This is a genomic window from Arthrobacter sp. NtRootA1 (assembly GCF_019976975.1).
GTDB lineage: Bacteria > Actinomycetota > Actinomycetes > Actinomycetales > Micrococcaceae > Arthrobacter > Arthrobacter aromaticivorans.
The window spans coordinates 947641-969342 of the sequence record NZ_AP024630.1 but is presented as its reverse complement, the minus strand read 5'-3'; the positions used below and the strand labels follow the sequence as shown (position 1 = coordinate 969342).

General features: G+C 62.6%; 18 protein-coding genes and 2 riboswitches. Of the genes, 6 read left to right on the top strand and 12 right to left on the bottom strand.

What is annotated here, in order from left to right; all coding sequences use genetic code 11:
* Positions 1-216: 216 nt before the first annotated feature.
* The 3 genes from LDN90_RS04615 to LDN90_RS04605 are packed head-to-tail and all read left to right on the top strand — an operon-like array spanning position 217 to position 2518.
* The gene (locus LDN90_RS04615) at positions 217-1032 is read left to right on the top strand and encodes an amino acid ABC transporter substrate-binding protein (RefSeq protein WP_216926055.1); all 816 of its coding nucleotides are present in this window, start codon (positions 217-219) and stop codon (positions 1030-1032) included.
* Positions 1033-1692, top strand: a complete 660-nt coding sequence (locus tag LDN90_RS04610; protein WP_216926054.1) for an amino acid ABC transporter permease — start codon at positions 1033-1035, stop codon at positions 1690-1692. It begins immediately after the preceding gene.
* Positions 1679-2518: an amino acid ABC transporter ATP-binding protein gene (locus LDN90_RS04605; protein WP_223948095.1), complete on the top strand. Its 840-nt coding sequence runs from the start codon at positions 1679-1681 to the stop codon at positions 2516-2518. The genes LDN90_RS04610 and LDN90_RS04605 overlap by 14 nt, the downstream gene beginning before the upstream one ends.
* 53 nt (positions 2519-2571) lie before the next feature.
* Here the strand turns inward: LDN90_RS04605 and LDN90_RS04600 are convergent, their stop codons facing one another.
* The 10 genes from LDN90_RS04600 to LDN90_RS04555 all read right to left on the bottom strand — a co-directional run bounded on the left by LDN90_RS04600 (position 2572) and on the right by LDN90_RS04555 (position 16036).
* Complete coding sequence (locus tag LDN90_RS04600) at positions 2572-5598, bottom strand: glycoside hydrolase family 38 C-terminal domain-containing protein (RefSeq protein ID WP_223948094.1); 3027 nt, start codon at positions 5596-5598, stop codon at positions 2572-2574.
* 171 nt (positions 5599-5769) lie between these two features.
* Entirely contained in the window at positions 5770-6636 is an 867-nt protein-coding gene (fdhD, locus tag LDN90_RS04595) for a formate dehydrogenase accessory sulfurtransferase FdhD (protein ID WP_223948093.1), read from the bottom strand.
* Position 6637: 1 nt separating this feature from the next.
* Complete coding sequence (locus tag LDN90_RS04590) at positions 6638-8947, bottom strand: FdhF/YdeP family oxidoreductase (protein WP_223948092.1); 2310 nt, start codon at positions 8945-8947, stop codon at positions 6638-6640.
* A gap of 57 nt (positions 8948-9004) precedes the next feature.
* Positions 9005-10348, bottom strand: coding sequence for a molybdopterin molybdotransferase MoeA (locus LDN90_RS04585; protein WP_216926049.1), 1344 nt, complete (start codon positions 10346-10348; stop codon positions 9005-9007).
* Positions 10345-11283, bottom strand: coding sequence for an NTP transferase domain-containing protein (locus tag LDN90_RS04580; RefSeq protein ID WP_223948090.1), 939 nt, complete (start codon positions 11281-11283; stop codon positions 10345-10347). Before LDN90_RS04580 ends, LDN90_RS04585 begins: the two co-directional genes overlap by 4 nt.
* Positions 11284-11325: 42 nt before the next feature.
* Positions 11326-11826, bottom strand: a complete 501-nt coding sequence (locus LDN90_RS04575) for an HNH endonuclease (protein ID WP_216926047.1) — start codon at positions 11824-11826, stop codon at positions 11326-11328.
* A 355-nt stretch (positions 11827-12181) separates the two neighbouring features.
* Entirely contained in the window at positions 12182-12934 is a 753-nt protein-coding gene (locus LDN90_RS04570) for an NlpC/P60 family protein (protein WP_216926046.1), read from the bottom strand.
* A gap of 98 nt (positions 12935-13032) precedes the next feature.
* Positions 13033-13761, bottom strand: a complete 729-nt coding sequence (locus tag LDN90_RS04565; protein ID WP_263426279.1) for a C40 family peptidase — start codon at positions 13759-13761, stop codon at positions 13033-13035.
* A 4-nt stretch (positions 13762-13765) separates the two neighbouring features.
* A riboswitch (cyclic di-AMP (ydaO/yuaA leader) is annotated at positions 13766-13936 on the bottom strand.
* Between the two features lie 138 nt (positions 13937-14074).
* Positions 14075-14905 carry a M23 family metallopeptidase gene (locus tag LDN90_RS04560; protein WP_216926044.1) on the bottom strand — a complete coding sequence of 277 codons (831 nt, stop codon included), beginning with the start codon at positions 14903-14905 and terminating at the stop codon, positions 14075-14077.
* Between the two features lie 4 nt (positions 14906-14909).
* Positions 14910-15151: riboswitch (cyclic di-AMP (ydaO/yuaA leader) on the bottom strand.
* A gap of 189 nt (positions 15152-15340) precedes the next feature.
* Positions 15341-16036, bottom strand: a complete 696-nt coding sequence (locus LDN90_RS04555) for a metal-dependent transcriptional regulator (RefSeq protein WP_216926043.1) — start codon at positions 16034-16036, stop codon at positions 15341-15343.
* Positions 16037-16339: 303 nt separating this feature from the next.
* Here LDN90_RS04555 and serC point away from each other — a divergent pair, with 303 nt between their 5' ends.
* Positions 16340-17470: a phosphoserine transaminase gene (serC, locus tag LDN90_RS04550; protein WP_223948088.1), complete on the top strand. Its 1131-nt coding sequence runs from the start codon at positions 16340-16342 to the stop codon at positions 17468-17470.
* Between the two features lie 84 nt (positions 17471-17554).
* Here the strand turns inward: serC and LDN90_RS04545 are convergent, their stop codons facing one another.
* Positions 17555-18181, bottom strand: a complete 627-nt coding sequence (locus LDN90_RS04545) for a DUF3027 domain-containing protein (protein ID WP_223948087.1) — start codon at positions 18179-18181, stop codon at positions 17555-17557.
* 8 nt (positions 18182-18189) lie between these two features.
* Complete coding sequence (locus LDN90_RS04540) at positions 18190-18573, bottom strand: cold shock domain-containing protein (RefSeq protein ID WP_216926040.1); 384 nt, start codon at positions 18571-18573, stop codon at positions 18190-18192.
* Positions 18574-18922: 349 nt separating this feature from the next.
* On the opposite strand from LDN90_RS04540, the gene LDN90_RS04535 reads away from it, so the two are divergent.
* Both LDN90_RS04535 and LDN90_RS04530 read left to right on the top strand, forming a co-directional pair.
* On the top strand, positions 18923-19138 hold the full coding sequence (locus LDN90_RS04535; RefSeq protein ID WP_223948086.1) for a hypothetical protein: 216 nt from the start codon (positions 18923-18925) through the stop codon (positions 19136-19138).
* Positions 19139-19225: 87 nt separating this feature from the next.
* Entirely contained in the window at positions 19226-21697 is a 2472-nt protein-coding gene (locus LDN90_RS04530; protein ID WP_223948084.1) for a helicase-associated domain-containing protein, read from the top strand.
* Positions 21698-21702: the final 5 nt, after the last annotated feature.

The following is a 21702-nucleotide window of genomic DNA, read 5'->3' as shown; positions in this document are numbered from 1 at the left end:
GCACAATCATGAATGTGTGAACGCGGTTGCAGCCTGGCACCGGAATCAGAGAACGGGTTTCCGGTGAACGTGGCGCCCACGTGATCACAATTGGGGGGATGAGTGGTGGCGGGCTGTTGGGGACCGCCCCCACTCAGCCTTTTTAACCACACCTTCAGTGGGCGTCCAAGCCTTCCCTTCCGGGAATCCGCGTTTGCCCGTGACTAAGATGGCTCCATGACCAGCCTTCGCTCCCGCCGTTCTCTTTTCGCCGCTACCTTGGCCGCCGCTGCCCTTGCACTCTCTGCCTGCGGTGGCGGTTCCACTCCAGCCCAGTCCGGTGGCGATACATCCTTGTCCGATGTGAAATCCAAGGGCGAACTCGTCATCGCAACGGAAGGAACCTACCGCCCGTTCAGCTTCCACGCCGAGGGCGCTGGTGAATTGACGGGCTTCGACGTTGAGATTGCCAAGGCCGTGGCTGAAAAGCTGGGAGTGAAGGCGAGCTTCCAAGAGACGCAGTTTGATGGCATTTTTGCGGGCCTGGACGCCAAGCGGTTCGATACCATTGCCAACCAGATCTCCATCAATGACGAGCGTAAAGCCAAGTACGAGTTCTCCAAGCCCTACACCGTCTCCACCGGCGTTGTGGTGACCAAGAAGGACAACTCCAGCATCAACAGCTTTGCTGACCTCAAGGGAAAGACCACCGCGCAGTCGCTGACCAGCAACTTCTACAAAATGGCAGTGGAGGCCGGCGCCAACGTTCAGGCAGTCGAAGGCTGGGCCCAGTCGGCCACCCTCGTACAACAGGGACGCGTGGACGCAACGGTGAACGACAAACTCACGTACCTGGACTACGCCAAAACCACCCCGGATTCCGGTTTGAAGGTGGCCGCCGAAGCGCCGGACAAGACCGAGAGCGCCCTCGTGTTCCGAAAGGGTTCCACAGAGCTGACCAAGGCTGTAGACAAGGCGCTGGATGACCTCCGGGCAGATGGAACCCTGGCAAAGATCTCCGAAAAGTACTTCGGTGCGGATGTCACCAAATAAATGAACTGGGACCTCATCTGGAGTTCCTTCGGGCCGATCATCACCGGTGCCGTAACGGGCACCATCCCCCTTACCCTGGCCTCCTTTGCCCTGGGCCTGGTGTTGGCTTTGGTGGTTGCGCTGTTGCGGCTTAGCTCGAATTGGCTGCTGTCCGGCATAGGTCGCTTCTACGTCTCGGTCATCCGGGGTACTCCCCTGCTGGTACAGCTGTTCGTGATTTTCTTCGGCCTTCCCAGCATTGGCATCCGGCTGGATCCCTGGCCGAGCGCCATCATCGCCTTCTCCTTGAACGTGGGAGGCTACGCTGCAGAGATCATCCGGGCTGCGATACTTTCGGTCCCCAAGGGCCAGTGGGAAGCCGGCCACACCATTGGGATGTCCCACCCCCAAACCCTGGTGCGCATCATCCTTCCGCAAGCGGCACGCGTGTCCGTTCCGCCGTTGTCCAACACCTTCATCTCCCTGGTCAAGGACACCTCGCTCGCATCACTCATCCTGGTTACTGAACTCTTCCGCAATGCCCAGCAAATCGCTGCGTTCAGCCAGGAGTTCATGGCCCTGTACCTGCAGGCTGCCCTGGTTTACTGGGTCATCTGCCTGGTCCTTTCCACTGCGCAGTCCGCTGTGGAAAGGAGATTGGACCGCTATGTCGCCCACTGATGCACCCCAACAGCGCGAACCACGCGTTACGTCAGTCCTGAAGGCCCGGAACCTCGCGAAAGCCTTCGGCAGCAACGTAGTGCTCCGCGACATCGATATCGACATCCGCCGCGGCCAGGTGGTGGCCCTCATCGGTCCCTCAGGTTCGGGCAAGACCACTGTTCTGCGCTCGCTTAACGGCCTTGAAATCCCCGACGCCGGTACTGTCACCTTTGGCGGCACCGGCCGGGGCCCGGGCTCCGGCCCGAGCAGCGAGACCTCCGATGACCTCTCGATCGACTTCGGCGCCAAAGTAGGCAAGAGGGACATCGCTGCGCTGCGGGACCGCAGTGCCATGGTGTTCCAGCACTACAACTTGTTCCCGCACATGACGGTCCTGAAGAACATCATCGAGGGTCCCGTGCAGGTCCAGAAGCGCCCGAAGGCAGAGGCCATCGCCGAAGCCGAGCGATTGCTGGAGCGGGTGGGCCTGGCTGACAAGCGGGACGCTTATCCGTTCGAGCTCTCAGGCGGACAACAGCAGCGCGTGGGCATCGTCCGCGCCTTGGCGCTCCAGCCCCAACTGCTGTTGTTCGACGAGCCCACGTCGGCGTTGGATCCTGAGCTCGTCGGAGACGTCCTGGGCGTCATCAAGGAACTCGCCGAGGAAGGCTGGACCATGGTGATCGTGACCCACGAGTTGGCCTTCGCCCAACATGTTGCGGATGAGGTTATCTTCATGGATGGCGGCGTTGTAGTGGAGCGTGGCCCAGCTGCCGAAGTGCTGCGCGCACCCCGGCAGGAACGGACCAAGTTGTTCGTGAAGCGGCTCCAACACGACGTCTAAACCTCTTGGCGCAGGTCTCCTAGCGCTGTCCAGCATTCGGGCGCGCCCAGCCTTTATCGGGCGAACCGCAACGTGACCAATTGGAACGGGCGCAGGACCAGCTCGGCTGCGTCCTGCCCCACAGTCACTCCAGGGGCCTCTACCGGCCGTTCCAGCAGGTCCGTGGCCAGGACGCCCTGAGCTTCAAAATTCGCCCTGACTACACCGGCTGAGCGTTGTCCCAAGGATTCGTAAAGACGCACAATGACGTCTCCGGAGCCATCTTCAGCCAGCTTCACTGCCTCCACTACCAAGGCAGGGTTGGACACTGACAGCAGGGGTTCCACTGGCTTGCTACCAGTGACATAGCGGGGCTTCAGGTTGGTGCGGTAGCCCTCCTCCACGGCATCCCCTATTCCCGCTCCAGGCCTGATGGACAGTTCAAGGGTGTGCTCGCCGCGGTCTGCCTCAGGGTCCGGGAACCTTGCGGAACGCAACAGCGAAACACGGACGTTGGTGGTCGTCCCTCCGTCTCCGCGGACAGCCCTGGTGACGTCGTGCCCATAGCTGGAGGAGTTGCTGACGGCCACGCCATAACCGGGCTCGGCAACGTGGATCCAGCGATGGGCGCAGATTTCGAACTTCGCAGCATCCCATGATGTGTTCGTGTGGGTCGGTCGGAACACATGGCCGAACTGGGTCTCGGAGGCCGAGCGGTCCGCACGAACATCCAGTGGGAAGGCTATCTTGAGCATTTTTTCGCGTTCTTGCCAGTCCACTGTGGTGGAGATAACCAGCGACTCCGCACCGGCGTCGAGCGTTACCCGTTGCGTGATAGTGGAGGCACCAACCGTACGCTTGACCACCATGACGGCGCCTGCCTCCGTGCGCTCAAGATCGATGGTTTCCGCCTGGGTCACTTGGGTGACGTTGCGCCGGTAGAACTCCTCGATATCCCAGGCGTCCCATTCATTTGGAGTATCCCTGAACAGCTCAAGCAGGTTGCCGGGCTGACCGGGGACCATCGCCTCACGGCCGGTGGCGTGGTCCATGAGTGAGGTCAACAAGCCGTCACTGTCCAAGGCAGCGCGGATGATTCCGTTGTCCAGGATGTAGCCGCCGTCCTTTTCGCGGGCATCAACAACTGCCTCCGGCTTCACGGCTTCCGCAGCGGCCAGCGCCGGCACGCCACCCCTCTTATGCGGGGCAGCATTGAGCAGGAACTGCCTGTCTCCCTGGCCGACGAGCGCTTGGGCTGCCTGGCCGATGATGGCCTCAAGGTCGCGGGCGATCGCCTCGTAATTCCGCTCGGCGTCCTGGTGGACCCACGCAATGGAGCTGCCCGGCAGAATGTCGTGGAATTGCTGCAAGAGCACCAACCGCCAGAGCCTCTTGAGCTCCGTTTCGGGATAGGCGTAGGCGTCGCCCAGGCGCACTGCAGCCGTGGAGCACCACAGTTCTGCCTCGCGCAGCAGGTGCTCGCTGCGCCGGTTGCCTCGCTTCGTCTTCGCCTGGCTGGTGTACGTTCCGCGGTGCATCTCCAGGTACATCTCGCCCACCCACACCGGGAGGTTCCGGTACTCGGCTTCGGCGGCCGTGAAGAAGTCCTTGGCCGTGCCCATCCGGACCTTGGGGGAACCTTCAAGATCCGCCGTGCGGTGTGCAGCCGCCACCATTTCGCGTGTGGGACCACCACCGCCGTCGCCATAACCGAAGGGAACCAAAGACATGGTGCCGCGGCCGTGGTCACGGTAGTTGCGTTCCGCGTGCGCAAGTTCGCGCGCATGGAGCTCAGCGTTATACGTGTCTACCGGCGGGAAATGGGTGAACAGCCTGGTGCCATCGATTCCTTCCCACGTGAAGGTGTGGTGCGGCATCCGGTTCACCTTGTTCCAGGAAATCTTCTGCGTAAGGAACCAACGCAAACCCGCGGACTTGACGATTTGTGGCAGCGCTCCTGAGTAACCGAAGGAATCGGGCAGCCAGGCTTCCTGGCACTCCACGTCGAATTCCTTCAAGAAGAAACTCTTGCCTTCCACGAACTGGCGGGCCATGGCCTCGCCACCAGGCATGTTGGTGTCCGATTCAACCCACATGCCACCGACGGGCACGAACTGCCCGGCCCGGACCTTTTCCCGAATGCGGACAAAGAGCTCAGGGAAGAATTCCTTGATCCAGGCCATCTGCTGGGCTGAGGAGCACGAGAAGACGAAGTCGGGGTCCTCGTCCATGAGGGCCACCACGTTGGAGAACGTGCGGGCACACTTGCGGATGGTTTCACGGACGGGCCACAACCAGGCGGAGTCGATGTGCGCATGACCGGTGGCCACGAGTTCGTGGGCCGAAGCATAGGCGGGACGGCTCAGTACTTCCGCCAACGCCTCGCGGCCTGCGGCAGCCGTCCCTGCGACGTCATCCGGATCCATGATGTCCAGCATCCGTTCCAGGGCCCGCAGGATTTCGTGGCGGCGCGGCAGGTCCATGGGGAGCTCGTGCATGAGCCCGCTCAATGTCCAAACGTCCTGGTTGAGTTCCCACACCGTCTCGTTGAGTTCGGCAATGGCAATCCGGCCCAGGCGATACCGGGGTTCGTCGCCGGACGTAGCCTTATCCCCCAAAGGAGTAGGGGCAAATGACCAACCCTGCGCCACATCCGGGTTGGCTGCCGCTTCTACATAGAAATCCACGGACAGTCCGCCGCCGAGCAGCTTCAGCGGAACGTGGTAGTTACGCGGTGAGATCGCCTTGATGATGCTGGCATCGGCCCGCCAGGCCGTGCCTTCACATTGGAACCCCGGCACGTCGCTGTTGAAACCCAGGTCCACGATGATTTCCACCGCCGTCCCCTCGGCTGAACCCCAGCCTTCTGGAACTTCGCCCTGGAGCCTGAGCCACTTGGTGCTCCACGGCTTACCCCAAGGTGCGCCCGGCTCCTGGGGCGTGAAGAGCTGGCGAATGGCCTCCGCTGCGGGCACGGGTTCTCCCGGCGCGTCCCAGCTGCTGAGCTGCAGTGGGACGGACCTACCGTAAATGGCCGGAAGAAGGCGTTCCCGAACGAATCGATCGAGACGCTGTTCAGTGATCCGGCGGTCGTCGTGCAATTAAATCCCCTTAGGCATGGGCTGGTGGCAAAGCGTCATGGCCGGCTGGCGAACCGGCATATGATGGACGGCGTTAGTAGTGGACACGGCGATTCCAATCGATGGATAAAATCTACGTTGTTCCAGCTCAATAGCCAAGTGATTGAGGACTATCCGCAGTGAATGGGGCCCTCAGCCCGCCTCCACGCCTACGATCCTGTCCCTCCCTGCGTAGACATTCAGGCTCGCACCGCGGCTGAAGCCCACCAACGTGATACCCGTTTCGTCCGCGAGCTCTGCCGCCAGGCTGGACGGAGCGCTGACGGCTGCAAGGATGGGAATGCCCGCCATGGCCGCTTTCTGGACGAGCTCGAAAGAAGCCCGGCCGGATACCTGAAGAACTGTTCCTTTCAGGGGCAGCTTGCCTGCCCGCAAAGCCCAACCCACCACTTTGTCCACGGCGTTGTGGCGACCAACGTCTTCCCGCAGGCACAGCAGCTCGGAAGTACCGTCGTCGTGAATCCTGAAAAGGCCGGCAGCATGGACGCCACCTGTTTTGGCGAAGACAGCCTGCCCCTCACGCAACCGGTCCGGGAGGGCAGCCAGCGCCTTTACGGGGACCGTGACGTCATCATCCTGGGGGCTGTGATGCGAGGACTTCCGGACGGCGTCGATCGAATCAGTGCCGCAAATGCCGCAGGAGCTCGAAGTGTAGACGTTACGGCCGGTGTCCGGACGTTCGACGTCGGGTCGCAGCTGTGCGTCCACGACATTGAAGGTCTGTACGCCGTTCTCGTCCTCCCCTGCGCAGAAACGCTCCGAGACCAGTTGCCCCGGCTCCCAGATGATGCCCTCCGAGACAAGGAACCCGGCCACCAGATCGAAGTCGTCGCCAGGGGTCCGCATGGTCACAGAGAACGACATATCACCAAGACGGATCTCCAAGGGTTCCTCGACAGCGAGGACGTCTTCCTTGTATCGGACAGGGTGTTCCAGGGCCTGGGGCGATCCGTCCAGAACGAACTTATGAAGCTTTCGGCGCTGGGTCACACGTCCCACGTCAGGATCCGTTCTCCTCTGGGTGCTTGACGAACCGTACAGTCATGGCCTTGTAACCGGGTGTGTTGGATTCGCGGGCCACAAGCTCCCGGTGCACCAGGGCGTTGGCCTCCGGGAAGTATGCGGCAGCGCAGCCCTTGGCCGTGGGGTATGCGATCAGCCGGAACTTGTTGGCTCGCCGCTCCGTGCCGGCAAAGGTGGAAATGACGTCCACCAGGTCACGGTCCTTGAATCCCAGGCCAGCGAGGTCTTCCTCGTGGACCAGAATCACCCTACGGGCATCCGAGACCCCGCGGTAGCGGTCATCGAGGCCGTAGAACGTGGTGTTGTATTGGTCGTGACTGCGCACCGTCTGAAGGATCAAATGGCCCTCTGGAGCTTCGAGGTACTCAAGCGGACTTACCGAGAACCGTGCTTTGCCGATGTCGGTGGCGAACGTACGGGTATCCCGTGGCGGGTTCGGGAGGACAAAACCGTTCTTCGTCCGGACCCTGGCGTTGAAGTCCTCGAACCCCGGGATAACACGTGAGATGTGGTCCCGGATCACGTCATAGTCCTCTGCCATCGCGCGCCAGTCCACGCCGTGGTCATCCCCGAGTGTCGCTTGCGCCATGCGGGCCACGATGACGGGTTCGCTCAGGAGGTGCTCTGAGATCGGAGCCAGCCTGCCCTGCGTCTTGTGGATGACCGACATCGAGTCTTCTACGGAGAGGAACTGCTTGCCCTTGGGGTGTTTGTCGTCAGTGTCCGTACGTCCCAGCGTGGGCAGGATCAGTGATGTCTTCCCGTGCACCACGTGGGCCCGGTTCGGTTTGGTTGAGATGTGGACGGTCAGCCCCGCGGTCTTGAGTCCGGCTTCCAAAGCTGCTGTGTCAGAACCGGCTGCAGCAAAGTTGCCGCCCATGGATACGAAGACATCCACGTCCCCCTTTTCCAGGGCGTGCTGGGTTTCCACGGAGTCGTATCCGTGATCGCGCGGCATCCGGAATCCGAACTCCCTGTCCAGCGCGGCAAGGAACGGTTCACGTGGCTTCTCCCAGATGCCCATGGTGCGGTCGCCCTGGACGTTCGAGTGGCCACGTACGGGGCAGGCGCCGGCTCCGCGCTTGCCGAAGTTTCCCTGGAGCAGGAGCAGGTTGATGATCTCCTTCAGGGTGTCCACCGAGTGCGGCTGCTGGGTCAGGCCAAGCGCCCAGCAAATAATGGTTGCCTTGGATTTGGCCATCAGTCCGGCCACAGTGACGATTTCCTCGCGCGACAAGCCCGTTGCGCGCTCCGTTTCCTCCCAGTCCAGCTGGGACCGTGCCTTCGCGTACGCTTCAAAGCCCTCAGTCTGTTTCCCGATGAAGGACTTGTCCACCACAGTCCCCGGATTCCGCTTCTCCTCCTCCAGGAGCAGGTGGCCCAGTGCCTGGAACAGGGCAAGGTCGCCACCGACCTTGATCTTGAGGAACTCGTCAGCGATGGTTGTTCCGCCGCCGATCACGCCGTTGAGTGACTGGGGGTCCTTGAAGTTCAGCAGCCCGGCTTCCGGAAGGGGGTTCACGGCAACGATCTTTCCGCCGTTGTTCTTGCAATCCCGCAACGCGGACAGCATACGGGGGTGGTTGGTGCCGGGATTCTGTCCCACCACGAACACCAGTTCGGCGTGGTGGATGTCTTCCAGCGAAACGGTTCCCTTCCCGATGCCGATGGTCGGATTCAGCGCGCTGCCCGAGGATTCGTGGCACATGTTGGAGCAGTCCGGCAGGTTGTTGGTGCCCAGGCTGCGGGCGAACAACTGGTACATGAACGCAGTCTCATTGGCCGTCCGGCCGGAGGTGTAGAAAACACAGCGATCCGGCGTGGTGGCATTGATATGCTGCCCGATCAAGGCGAAGGCATCAGTCCAACTGATCGGGGAATAGTGGGTATCCCCCGGCTTTAGGACTACAGGCTCGGAGATCCGGCCTTGGCTCCCCAACCAGTACTCGGTCTTGTCTTCAAGATCGGCGATGGAATGTTCAGCCCAGAAATCGGCCCCCACCGTCCGGGTGGTGCTTTCCTCGGCGATGGCCTTGGCGCCGTTCTCACAGAATTCCGCGGGACTGCGGCGTCCCGTGATGGATTCTGGCCAGGCGCAGCCCGGGCAATCAAAGCCGTCATGCTGGTTAACCCTGAGCATTGAGCGGACCGTGCGGGCTACTCCTGCCTGGGAGTAGCCCCTTTCCAGGGCGACAGTGACAGCTTTGAGGCCTGCCGCAGCCTTCTTGGGCGGGTGGATTTGCAGGTCATCTTCATTGATGTCCTGTTCGGGAGCATGCCTGTTCATGAGTCCATCATTGCAAGCCGGGGCACCCGGTTACCACCTGCGTCCAGCCCGGGAGCCTCAGGCTTCCAGCGCACTCCAGTCAACGGGACCGGAAGGAGCCTTCTTTTGTTGCCGCGCTGGCGCCTTGCGTTGTTTTCCTTCAGCCGATTTGGGCGAGGGCAAAGGCCTACCCCATGGCAGGGGAAATGCCGGAACCAATTCGCCCATTTGAACGCCGTGCGGCGGCACTACCATGACGCCATCTGCTCCTGCCAGCCCGCGCATCATCCCGGGTCCTGCATGCTGCGCTGGCGAAGCCAATCCGTAGACCAGTTTGAAGGGCATCAGACGCGTGCGACCCGGATCGGCGTCGATCATTGAACCGCTGGGAACCTCGCCGACTTCCTCCAGCTTCCCGTGGCCGAGTGCTGCGAGGAGCGGGCCTCCCACCGTGAACAACGCCATCATGGCGGCCAATGGATTCCCGGGCAGGCCCAGGACGAAGCGCCCGTCCGGAAGCTCCGCCAACACGGCCGGGTGCCCGGGGCGCATGGCAATGCCATCGATCAGCAGCCGGCCGCCCAGTTCAGCCACGGCTCTCCTGAAGTGGTCCGTCCCCGAGCGTCCGGTCCCGCCGGTACTAATAACGACGTCGGCCGGCGGCTCCGCTGCGGCATATGGTTCTGCGGGTTCAGGCTCGGTGTCCTGCAAAGCCGCAAGCCAGTCGTCGTAGTTGTCGCCTACCTTAAGTTGCTCCCCGGCAATGCCACCCAGGAGTTCGACGACGGCGCCAAGCTGAGGTCCGAAGGTGTCACGCACCTTGCCCGGTACGGGAACGCCCTGCGTCACCACTTCCGCGCCGGTCAGGAGGAATCGCACCAAGGGTTTCCCCAGGACCTCGAGCTCATCCAGGCCGGCCAAGGCGGCCAAGGCAATGTGCGCAGGATTCAGCATGGTTCCGGCTTTGAGCAGCACGTCCCCTTCTGCAGCTTCTTCGGCAGCCTTGCGGATGTGCTGGCCATTGCGTGGCTCCCCCGGCTTCGCGGCCCCGCCGAGCGCAAGTATCGGAAGGCCGTCGTCGTCGGTGGTGATAACGCCGCTTTCGGTGCGCAGAACAGCCTTGCCGCCTGGCGGAATGAGGCCCCCGGTAACGATGGGACTGGCCTGGTGTGGAGCGAGTCTGTGGCCGGGCTCAACAAGAATCCATGGACCCGTTCCGTTGACGGCCCAGCCGTCCATGGCGGAGGACGCATAGTGCGGCATGTCCTGTATGGCGACCGCATCCGAGGCAAGCGTCCTTCCCAAGGCGGCCTTGAGCGGCACGGGGCTTGGCGGGATAGGAGCAGCGACGTCGAAGGCGCGCTGCCGGGCCTCATGCCATGTGTGTGCCGCGTTGTGGCCCTGTCCGGGGGCCTCGGTCATTCCGTCTCAGTCCCGGGCTCCAGGTATTGCTTGGCAACCTGACGGGCCAGGTCAAGGGCAGCGCTCATGGCGGTATCGTCCGCCGCTTGTCCGATCCCCCTGGCCATACCAGCAGCGTAACCAGCGATGAACGTAGTCAGGGGCGCGGCAGGCCGCACCACGGAGTGCGCGGCAACTCCTGCCACTGCGAGGACATCATTGATGTCCACTTCAACGCCCTCAAGCTCAAATGCCTGCAACAGCGTGCGGCACCAGTCCTCGAGCGTCTCTTCCTGGCTCTTCATGTCCGCCTCCTGCTCGTCGTGTATGCCCAGGGCCGCAGCGTCCTCCCACGTGTCCACATCATCGGTAGACCCATCGGGAACGGTAACGGCCAGCAGGTTCAGCCTAGCAAGCAGCCGGAACACAGAAGAGTTCGTTAACCCCGAAGTTGCAGAAGCTGCGGCAACTTCCCTTTCCAACGCCCGGGTGCTGTAGATCCCCAGGAGAGGCTGTTGCCGGCCATCGGCTGAGACGGCCATGGCGCCTTCCACTTCAGGGTGGCCACGCAATCCTTCCCATAGGGGCCCAATGCCCCTGGAAGCGTGCGGCATGTCGCACGCCAGGACGAGCGTCCACGCCGCTGGGCTGACTGACTGCTGAAGAGCGGCTGCCTGATGAATAGCCGCCGCCTCATGAAGGGCGGCCAGCCCAGCAGCAATCGCAGCGGCAGGGCCCGCGAAGGCCGGCTCCTCCTGGGCGATAAGAACTCCATCAGGCAAGACGCCGACGATACCAGGGGTGTCCGGACCAACCACCACCACACCGGAAGCCCCCCGCGCCGCCTGCAGGGCATGAGAAAGGAGGCTGGCACCGTCGAACGTTAATCCGGGCTTGGGCACGCCACCGAGGCGGGTGGCCCTGCCACCCGCCAGAATCACAGCGTTGAACTCCATCCGCCCAGATTACCCGGACGGCGGGAGCGCAACAGAAATCGATCAGGCGGCGGATTCCGGCAACAGGAACGGGTCCCAGTCCGGCGCAGGTTTCTCGAGTTCTTTGATCTGCCACATGGTTCCTGTGGGCACGCCAGGTTTGAAACGAAGTTTCCAACCCATCTCGGCGAGCGTGTGGTCACTCTTGGCGTTGTTGCATTTCAAACACGCCGCAACCAGGTTTTCCCAGGAATCCGCGCCGCCCCTGGATTTGGGGTGGACGTGGTCTATGGTGTGGGCTGTTTTCCCGCAATAGGCGCAGCGATGGCCGTCGCGGCGGAGGACCCCGCGGCGGCTCACGGCAGTGATCCTGTTGTACCGGGGCCGGATGTAGCGATTAAGAAGAATCACGGATGGTCTCCCGAGAATCTCCTGTGGCCCGACGACAGGCTCGTCGCCTTCGGCCACCACGCTAGCTTTTCCAGTCAGCACAAGGACCAGCGCCCGGCGGAAGGTTACTACCGCCAGCGGTTCATATCCAGCATTCAGAACGAGTGTGCGCATGCACGTACCTCTTCACGGCCGCACCCGTCAGGGGCACGAGGGCCGGCTGCCCTCTGCTTGTACGGGCTGTGGATCGACAACACAAGGGTAAGCACTTATATGCCGTATCAACGAATTTTTCCGCCGTTTCGCCTGCGGTGTTGGCGAAAGTTCATGTGCGGGACACTTTTGCTGAGGACGCGGAAGTTCGCTAGAGCCACGCAAACGGGGCCGGCGACACCTATATTTGGGCGTCGCCAGCCCGTCTGAGTGGCAGCGACGTAAATGGGTGTCACCACGAGGTTGAGTCGCCACGATAGTTAAAGCAGAACACCCCGCCGGCCTGCGCCTGCGGGGTGTTCTGTGGAGTATTTGATCAGCCGTTGACGCGGATGAAAACCGGGCCGGAGCCAACGTTCACGCTGAACAGTGCCGTGGTGGATCCGTTCCATCCACCGTGGACTGCCATGCCGTTGCCGACGTAAACAGCGATGTGCGCCATTCCGCCGAAGCCACCGTTGGCATAGTAAGCGAGGTCGCCGGGCTGGGCTTCAGCTGCACTGACCGTGCGGCCGAGGGAGAGGTAGCCGGCCGGCCAATCGTGGAAGTGAATACCGACTGCGGCCAGCGAGTTGGTCACCAGCATGGTGCAGTCCTGCGTGACGCCGAGCTGTGCGTAGGCCGCTGCAGCGATAGCCGCACCGAGGCCGCTGGATGCAGCAGGCGCCTTGGCTGCAGACGCATCCGAGTTGACCGCCAAAGTAGCGGTGCCACCGGCTGCCGGAGCTTCCTTGGCTGCGGCCTTCTCGACGACGGGAGCCGGGGCTTCCACAGTCTTGACCACAGGGCGCTCGTAGGAGATGGCAACGCTGGAATCGGCAGCAATGGTGGCCTGGGCAACTGACTGCACGTCAAGCGCAGACGCAGATGTAGATTCCCGCTGGACGTTGGTGTCGGCAGCATTTGCAGCAACGCCGCTGGTCAGGACAAGGCCCGATGCAGCTGCGATCACTGCTGCCTGACGGCCAACGCCACCGGCGTTGTCGCTGACAGCCTTGGCAATGACGGCAAGTGAGCTGGTCTTGGGGGCCTCAGCTCGATGCCGTGCAACCTTGTGTGCACTGGTCATGATTACTCTCTTTTCGTATCCGCGCACGCTGGGATCGCACGCGGGTAATGGGCTGCCAGCACTTGGGGGGCATGCTGGCTTACCCCGAATGGGATTTTCTAGCGGAGGGTGTAGAACGAGGATGTGCCAGTGGAAGCCACGGAGTGCAGAAGCGTGCCCTGGCTGGGGTTCAAAGCGCTGATCATCATGCCGTTGCCGACGTAGATGCCCACGTGGGCTCCACCGTTCTGCACGACGAGGTCGCCGGGGGAAGGGGTGCTGGTGGAGGTCATGATCGTCCAGGCATTGACGCGGGGGATGCTGATGCCGGCCTGGGCGTAAACCCACTGGGTGAATCCGGAGCAGTCCCAGCCGTTTGGGGAAGTGCCGCCCCAGACGTAGGGGTGGCCGATGCCGGTGTAAGCAATTGCTGCAAGTCCTGAGGCCGCGGCGCTTGAAGCGGCATCCTTGGCGCTGGAGGACAGGGAAGCGAGGGTACCGTTCGCTTGGCCTTCGGTTGCCGTGCGCTGGGAGGCCCGCTGAACCTTGGGAGCTTCCTTGGTAGCCACAACGGGGCTTTCGAAGGAAACCGTTGCGGTGGGCTCCGCGGTAACAACTGCGGTGGCGACCAGCTGCTGGGTGCTGGAGGATTCTGACTTGGAGACGTCGGTGTCAGCGGCCTGGGCCGGGAGTCCAACGCTGAGAACGAGCCCCGAGGCTGCGGCCAGAACGGCAGCTTGGCGGCCTACGGTGCCTGCATTGGTTGAGACAGCCTTGGAAAGGTTGTTCAACGGGTTCGTGCGAACCAATTCGGCGCGATGGCGCGCAGGGGTAGTGCGTGATGACACGAAGGTAGCCTCTCCCAATGCCTGCGAGGTGAGCTGTCGGATTCGGATGGGAGTCATCCGGCCGCGCCGCTTCAAGGAAGCTTTTGCGACTTAACCCCAAGGTCTTCTGACTCGAAGACCAAAATTGGTTCCCCCGCCCCTGCCAGACGATTTTTGCGAACGGACCTTGAGTGGTGGCAGAGCTAGGCAATCCACTCAAGTGCATCGGCCCCCTAAAAAGCCGATGCGCTTTAGACGGTACAACAGATGTTCGTGAATGTCACATTCAGGTCACGGGGCGTGTCATGAATGCGATAGACAACCATCAACTTGCTTACAGCCAGCCCATGGGATCTACGACTTCGCCGTTTACCTGGACCTCGAAGTGCAGATGGCAGCCGGTAGATGCTCCTGTGGTGCCGCTCAGCGCGACGGTATCGCCGCGGCTGACAGTCTGCCCCACCTTGACATTGAAGGACGACAGGTGGTTATACGTGGTCTCAAGGCCGTTGCCGTGATCAATCACGACCCGGTTGCCTCCGCCGTACTCATGCCACCCGGCGAACGTGACCTTGCCCGCAGCTGCGGCGTGAACAGCGGTGCCGCACTGGGCTACGAAGTCCTGGCCACGGTGGAAGTCGCCGGTGCCGCCGGTAAGGGGGCTGACACGGTAGCCAAACGGCGATGCCGTGACCAGCTTGTCCAGCGGACTTCCCAAGGTGCCAAGTGAGGAGGCGCGCTGTATGCTTCCCGCTGACTGGGCGCTCAACAACTGCTTGAGCTTGCCGTCCGGGTCAGCGGCGGTAGCGACTGCTGCACGACTGAAATCGATTTTGGCAGAGGCTGCTGCAGAAACTTCGGGCTGACTGCCACCGGGCACGGAGAGGGCCGACTCGGCCTGGCCGGACTCGGACGTGGCCATGACGGGGCTTGTGGCAGGCAGGCCTACAGTCAGGGCAAGTCCGGTGGCGGCAAGCGCGACACCGGCCTTCTGCCCGACACCACTGGCTGCGGCGAAGTCGGCTACCTGGCGCAACGGGCTCTTACGGCGGCGCACCTGACGCGGGGTGTCGCGTGGCCGGATCTCCATTGCGGCGCGGGCTGGCCGCAGCTCAGCAGCGGGGCCGGACGCGCGGCGGCGGCCCCTGACGTTCTGCGATGTCAAACTCTGTTCCTCTCTGGAAAGCCTGCGAAGTTAGCTGTCGGATTCGGGTCAGAGAGTTCAAAGACCCGGTCCGCACGAAGCGCAAACGGCACACAGGTGTCCCCGGAAGGACTTGCGTTAGTAGGCACTTCTGCTGCGGACTTCACCCCAAGGCTGCTTCTTTAGGCAGCCGCTTGTGGTTCCCCCGCCTCTGCCAGTAGTTGATGACACACCTGATCTGCTGGCAGAGCTCGGCTCCAGATCAGGTAACGCTTTGGTATCGGCGCTAGTAGATAACTATAGGCGATTAAAGCCCGCGGTAATAAATTCGTTATCTTTCCAAACGACCGTGTTGTGGGTGTCCCCATAGCATCAGTCGCGGAAATCCGCAGGTCACGCGCGCGGCAGCCACCCCAAAGTGAGGTTTGACACTCCCGCGGTCCGGGAAAGTCAGAGTCAGTTGACGGCGACGAAGACGTGCGCAGCTACCTCGGGAGGCAGCTCTAGTGCTCCTTCAATGCCGGGAACGCGGACGGAGATGTACTCCCCCACCCGCTCCAAGGAGACACTCGCGCCGGGACGAATTCCGCCTTCATCGAGCTGGGTGAGGAGCTCGGGCTCAACCTGGATGGGTTCAGCAAGCCGGCTGACCACTACACGGGAATCGGCAGCGTACCCGTCCATCGCATGCAGCAGGTTCACGTCCAGGCGGGCAAGGGGCTGGTTGGCGAGACCGCCAAGGGCTTCCAAACCCGGGATGGGGTTGCCATACGGTGACTCGGTGGGGTGTTCCAACAATTCATAGAGCCGCCGCTCCACCCGTTCACTCATGACGTGCTCCCAGCGACATGCTTCGTCATGAACGTACGCCCAGTCCAGACCAATGACGTCCGCCAGGAGCCTCTCGGCAAGGCGGTGCTTCCGCATGACTTCGGTGGCCCGCTTGCGCCCAACCTCGGTCAGCTCCAGGTGGCGGTCGTTGGACACAATCACCAGGCCATCGCGCTCCATGCGTCCAATGGTCTGGGAAACCGTGGGACCCGAGTGCCGCAGACGCTCCGCAATGCGTGCTCGAAGAGCCACGATGTTCTCTTCTTCAAGCTCCAAAATGGTCCGAAGATACATCTCAGTGGTATCGATCAGATCCGTCATCCAGCTCAGCTCTCCTCGAACGCATTTCTTGCGTAATCTCCACCGTACCGCGTCCCAGCCAAGGTGGACGGTGTCCAACCGACACCTCAGGAACGTAACCCCAGCCTAGCTTATTTGGAATTACTCTGGATAATTTTTCCCTTGGCCGCAATGCCTGTGGTGCTCCGGCATTCCACGTGGCGGACTATGACAACCGAAGATTCCTGACGGTGGGTCCGGTCAGGCAGAATGAGGGAGTCGAAGGGGCAGCCGATGCCACCTGCCCACCTCCCCCTCTCTAACCGATACCCATTGGAGCCACACGTGAGCGACAACAGCATCACTATTCCCGCCGACCTGCTGCCCAAGGACGGACGCTTCGGCGCGGGACCGTCCAAGGTCCGCCCGGAACAGGTCCAGGCCCTGTCTGCCGCATCGACCACCATTCTTGGCACGTCCCACCGTCAGGCGCCGGTCAAAAACCTGGTGGGTTCGGTCCGCGAAGGGCTCAGCCAGTTCTTCCGTGCACCTGAGGGCTACGAGGTTGTCCTCGGCGTCGGCGGTTCCACTGCTTTCTGGGATGTAGCGGCTTTTGGGCTGGTTGAGAAAAAGGCCCAGCACCTGTCCTTCGGTGAGTTCGGTTCCAAGTTTGCCGCGGCCACCAACAAAGCCCCCTTCCTGGACGCATCCTCCATCATCAAGTCCGAGCCCGGCACGCGGCCGGTCTCCCAGGCGGAGGCTGGCGTTGACGTCTATGCCTGGCCCCAGAACGAGACATCAACTGGTGTTGCAGCCCCCGTCAAGCGCGTCGAGGGCGCCGACTCTGGTTCGCTCGTCCTGGTGGACGCTACCTCGGCCGCCGGCGGGCTGGACGTGGACGTCGCCGAATCGGATGTCTACTACTTCGCCCCGCAGAAGAACTTTGCCTCCGACGGCGGCCTGTGGCTGGGCCTGTTCTCCCCCGCGGCGTTGGAGCGCGCCGCCCGGATCAAGGCCAGCGACCGCTGGATTCCGGACTTCCTGGACCTGCAGACCGCTATCGACAACTCCAAACTGAACCAGACGTACAACACACCTTCGCTGTCCACGCTTGTGACTTTGGACACGCAGGTACAGTGGCTCAACAGCAATGGTGGACTGGACTTCGCCAGCAAGCGCACAGCAGACTCTGCCAGCCGCATCTACTCCTGGGCCGAGGCTTCCGAGTACGCCACACCGTTCGTCGCGAAGGCTGAGGACCGCTCCAACGTCATCGCCACCATCGACTTCGATGACTCCATCGATGCTGCGGCAATCGCCAAGATCCTGCGTGCCAACGGCGTCGTGGACACCGAGCCGTACCGCAAGCTTGGGCGAAACCAGCTTCGTATTGCCACTTTCGTCGCTATCGAACCGGACGACGTCTCAGCCCTGCTCGCCAGCATCGACTACGTCGTGGGCGAACTCAAGAAATAAAACTGAAGAAGTAACTGCCGCGGAATTCCACGCAAGGGCAGGAAACGGCGCCGTCCCGGTTCTTACCGGACGGCGCCGCTGCCGTTAATCGCCCAGGCGGGCGTCGTCATCGTCATCGTCAGTTTCGGGATCGGATGCTTCGGCGGCGTCGTCTTCATCAGCCTGCACTGATTCCTCGGACACTTCCTCTACCGTCTCCTCCACCAAGGGAGTCTCGTCTTCCGGGCGGACGCGCTTTGCCCACGGGACCCATTCCGGGGCCAGGATGGAATCGTCAGAGGGCAAGAGGCCGAGCTCGCTCACTGTGACGATCTTTGAGCGGGAATTGCGGGTGATCACGGCATACCACTGCCACCCGCCGTATCCCGCGAGCTTCGACTCGAACAAGTGCGTGACCACGCGGTCGCCCTCGGACTTTGCGCCTACGTGGGCACCTACCTCGCCGGGGCTCGCGATAGTTTCCACCGCTTCCCGCGCGGCGTCGACGGCGGCGGCCAGGAACGCATCCGGCTTACCAGTGCGCCACACGGGGATGCCGGCCCGCGGCTTCGCTGCGACCGGCTTCCGCGCAGGGGTGTCGCTGTTTTCCGGGGCTTGCCCGATGACAGTACTTCCCCCGGTGACAGGGACGTCGGCGGCGGAAGTGACGCCCTCAGGGTTGGCCTGCGCGTCCCTTCCGGCCTGTGTATCCTGTGCGGATTCCGAAGTCATGGCGGTTCCTAGGCTTCCAGCTCGTCGGCAACCTTGCGCAGCGCCATACCGATGGCCTTGGCCTTGTTGCCTTCCGGGTACTTACCGGAAGACAAAGTACCGGACAAGTTATCCAGCACGGTCACGAGGTCCTGCACCAAAGGCGCAAGGTCCTTGGCGTTCATGCGCTTGGCCTTGGCGATGGAGGGCGTCTTGTCCAGGACCCGAAGGCCCAATGCCTGGGCACCGCGACGGCCGTCGGCCACGCCAAATTCCACACGCGTACCGGCTTTGAGCTCGGTTACGCCTGCGGGCAGTGATGTCTTGGGCAGGAATACTTCCTGACCGTCCTCAGCCGCGAGGAATCCGAAGCCTTTTTCCTTGTCATACCACTTGACCTTGCCGGTGGGCACGTAATCAACCTTCTTCGTTCTTGCTTTGGAGACACGTCGCACCGCCACCGCATCCGCAGGGATTTGCGGGATCGAGGGAGGACAGCACGGTCCGTGTTGGTCTATTACTTCAAGGTTATCCTGCCGGACCACCTATTCATGCTTTGCCGCCGCTTTGCGGCGCCTTTGCTTCACGCTTTGCGGCGCCTTTGCTTCACCCTTGCAGCGCCTTTTGCCCCAGGACTTGCTGCACCTTTCACTCAGGCGTTGCTGCACCTTTCCTGCACCCTGACTGCACACCGGCCCGGATGGAGACCGCCCAGTAGCCAACAGCTCTGGTTCGTGTGGCCCTGCTGCTAGCGTTAGGCGCATGACTTCCCCGGGTTACCGCCGCCCCTTCATGATCGTTGCCGCCGTGATCGCCATCCTCTCCTTGGCTGCAGTGGGCGCGGTCATGGCCATCGCCTTCAACGGCGGAGTGGCGCCGGTGTGGATCACGTCCACCGCCCTTTATGGGCTGCCGGTTGCCTTCATGCTTGCCGTAATCCTGGTTTTGGATGCCGTCCGTCAACGGCGCCGGCAATAGCGATTCAAGCGCCGTCAATAACGAATCAACCGGGCCGGCTTTACCTGGGCCACGCACGAGTGGCCCGGTGGCGGTAACGTTGGATTGATGTCCCTAATTCGCGCGCTCAGCAAGGAACTGGAAGCGCGCAGCGACAATTCGCTGCGGGCCTTGTTTGCCGCGCGACCTGACCTGATTTCTCCCATGGCCCCGGACTTCGCTGCCTTGGCGGCCAGGGCAAGTGCGCGAGTAAGCGTGCAACGCGTGTTGGAGCGCCTCACGAAGCCCGAAATGCAGGTTCTGGAAACTCTCCACCTGTGCACGAATGCCGATACTGGCCACAGTGTTTCCGCCGCCGGACTCAAGAAGGTCATTGCCGGTTCCACTCTCTCTGCGCTGGAACCCATTCTCGCCAAACTCCAGGAGTTGGCGCTGATCCACCGGGCCGATCCGCCGGCGGCATCAAATTCACAGCCAAATTCCCGGCAACGGTTCTACCTTCCAGTTGGAAGCCTGAAGGATGTGATCGGCATCTATCCGGCAGGCTTGGGCCGAAGCTACACCGAGTTGGTGAGGTTGCAGCCGGCTTTCGCCCAACGCGTGGTCCAGCTCGTAGCCGAGCTCCATCACTGCGGCCTGGACATCCACCCCGCCAGCACGCCCATGGACGCCGCCTTGTCCCTACAGCGCTGGACGTCGAGTCCAGAGACCGTGCGCGCGATTCTGGCCACGGCGCCCGAGAGGACCCTCGGCTTGCTGGACAAGTTCGGCAGCTGGGCCATGGGCGCGGTCCCCCAAGCTCAACGACGGGCCTCCGTGACCCACGAAAGCGCCGACGTCGGGCCTGTCGACTGGCTGCTGGCCCGCGGCCTGTTGGTTCCCTTGGACGCCGGCCACGTCGAATTGCCGCACAGTGTCGGCATCGCCCTTCGCGGTGGTGCGATCATTGACGACTTCACCCTGAGCCCTCCGGTTCCGGAACTGGGTCACACGAGTGCTGCCCTCCGGCGCAATGCCGCGATGGGCGCCATCGCCGAGACACTACGGCTCACCAGCGAGGTGCTGTTCTCAGTCCGCGAGCAGCCATTGGCAACCCTCCGGAGCGGCGGCGTGGGCGTGCGTGAGCTGCGGCGCCTTGCAGAATCCATCCGGTGCGGCGTCCACGAAACTGCCCTCCTGCTTGAGTTCTGCGCACTGGCCGGCCTTGTGCGGCTGGACGTTGACAGTTCCACGTGGATCCAGCCGCCATCGTTGGAATGGCTCTCCCTGCCACGACAGGAACAGTGGCTGTGGCTGGTGAACGCCTGGTTAGCCAGCGAGCGGGCACCCTCCATGGTGGGCCAGCCCCTCCCGGGGTCGACCTCCGGGTCGCCATCCCATCCAGGTTCGGCCGGCAGCACCATCAATGCATTGTCTGCGGAGGCACAAAGGCCCGATGCTCCAGTGGTCCGGCGCAGGATTCTGGAGATCCTCAATGAACTGACGGTTGAGGCGGCCGCTCCGGATGGCAAAGCACCTGTCCTGGACGCGCGCGCGGTGCTGCAACGTGCTGAATGGACGCAGCCCCGGATGTCCCGCCGGTTCAGCTCCCTGGTGAGGGGGATCCTGGAAGAAGCCACTTTGCTGGGCTTGATGGGGTCCGGGGCCTTCACACAGTTGGGGTCTGCCATCGCGCTCGGCCATCCGGAGGAGGCGATGACCCTCCTCGGCGAACACCTGCCCGCCGCGGTCAACCACATCCTCCTTCAAGCGGACCTCACAGCCGTGGCACCCGGTTACCTTGCGCCCGAGCTCAGCGAAACGCTGCTGCTCATGGCTGACGCCGAAGGCCAGGGCCCGGCGTCGATCTACCGTTTTTCCACGGCAAGTATCCGCAGGGCCCTCGACGCCGGCCAGGATGCGGAATCGCTGCTGGCGTTCCTCCGCGAGCATTCAGCCACCGACGTGCCGCAACCGCTCGCGTACCTGGTGCAGGACACAGCCTCCCGACACGGACGTTTGCGGATCGGTTCCAGTGCCAGCTTCATCCAAAGCGACGACGAATCGGCCATCACTGACCTGTTGCAGGAGGCCCGCACGTCTGCGCTGAGCCTGGTTCGGATCGCGCCCACCGTGCTGACGTCCTCCGCCAGCCCCAAGGAGACTGCACGTGTGCTTCGCGAGCTGGGACTGTCCCCTGCCGTCCAGGACTCGGAACCCGCCGTCGTGCGCTTTAAGCGGACGGCAGCAGTGCCAGGCAGCGCGCGTCCGGTCTACACGGCACCGCGGACGGCCCCACCGGACGACGACGTCGAAGCTCAACTTTCGGTCCTGCGGCAGCACCGAGCCGTCCCGGCTGATGCGACAGGGGAAGCCTCTACGCAGCTCGGCTTGGAAACGCTTCAGAAAGCCATCCGGCTCAAACAGGCCGTGACCATGAACGTGGTGGACAGCCTGGGGAACGCAAACACCGAAACCGTGGTGCCCGTCTCCGTCTCCGGTGGCCGCGTCAGGGTCTTCGATCCCGGCAAGGAAACCGAACGCGTGCTATCCATCCACCGGATCATCGATGTAGAACCAGCAGGAGAGCTGCGCAAGTGAGGATT

What these genes read in the sequence shown, in the direction of transcription:
- LDN90_RS04575 (WP_216926047.1), bottom strand. Translation starts at nt 11,826, where the DNA reads ATGCGCACACTCGTTCTGAATGCTGGATATGAACCGCTGGCGGTAGTA.
- LDN90_RS04585 (WP_216926049.1), bottom strand. Translation starts at nt 10,348, where the DNA reads ATGACCGAGGCCCCCGGACAGGGCCACAACGCGGCACACACATGGCAT.
- LDN90_RS04530 (WP_223948084.1), top strand. Translation starts at nt 19,226, where the DNA reads ATGTCCCTAATTCGCGCGCTCAGCAAGGAACTGGAAGCGCGCAGCGAC.
- LDN90_RS04545 (WP_223948087.1), bottom strand. Translation starts at nt 18,181, where the DNA reads ATGACTTCGGAATCCGCACAGGATACACAGGCCGGAAGGGACGCGCAG.
- LDN90_RS04535 (WP_223948086.1), top strand. Translation starts at nt 18,923, where the DNA reads ATGACTTCCCCGGGTTACCGCCGCCCCTTCATGATCGTTGCCGCCGTG.
- LDN90_RS04580 (WP_223948090.1), bottom strand. Translation starts at nt 11,283, where the DNA reads ATGGAGTTCAACGCTGTGATTCTGGCGGGTGGCAGGGCCACCCGCCTC.
- LDN90_RS04555 (WP_216926043.1), bottom strand. Translation starts at nt 16,036, where the DNA reads ATGACGGATCTGATCGATACCACTGAGATGTATCTTCGGACCATTTTG.
- LDN90_RS04615 (WP_216926055.1), top strand. Translation starts at nt 217, where the DNA reads ATGACCAGCCTTCGCTCCCGCCGTTCTCTTTTCGCCGCTACCTTGGCC.
- LDN90_RS04590 (WP_223948092.1), bottom strand. Translation starts at nt 8,947, where the DNA reads ATGAACAGGCATGCTCCCGAACAGGACATCAATGAAGATGACCTGCAA.
- LDN90_RS04610 (WP_216926054.1), top strand. Translation starts at nt 1,033, where the DNA reads ATGAACTGGGACCTCATCTGGAGTTCCTTCGGGCCGATCATCACCGGT.
- LDN90_RS04570 (WP_216926046.1), bottom strand. Translation starts at nt 12,934, where the DNA reads ATGACCAGTGCACACAAGGTTGCACGGCATCGAGCTGAGGCCCCCAAG.
- LDN90_RS04605 (WP_223948095.1), top strand. Translation starts at nt 1,679, where the DNA reads ATGTCGCCCACTGATGCACCCCAACAGCGCGAACCACGCGTTACGTCA.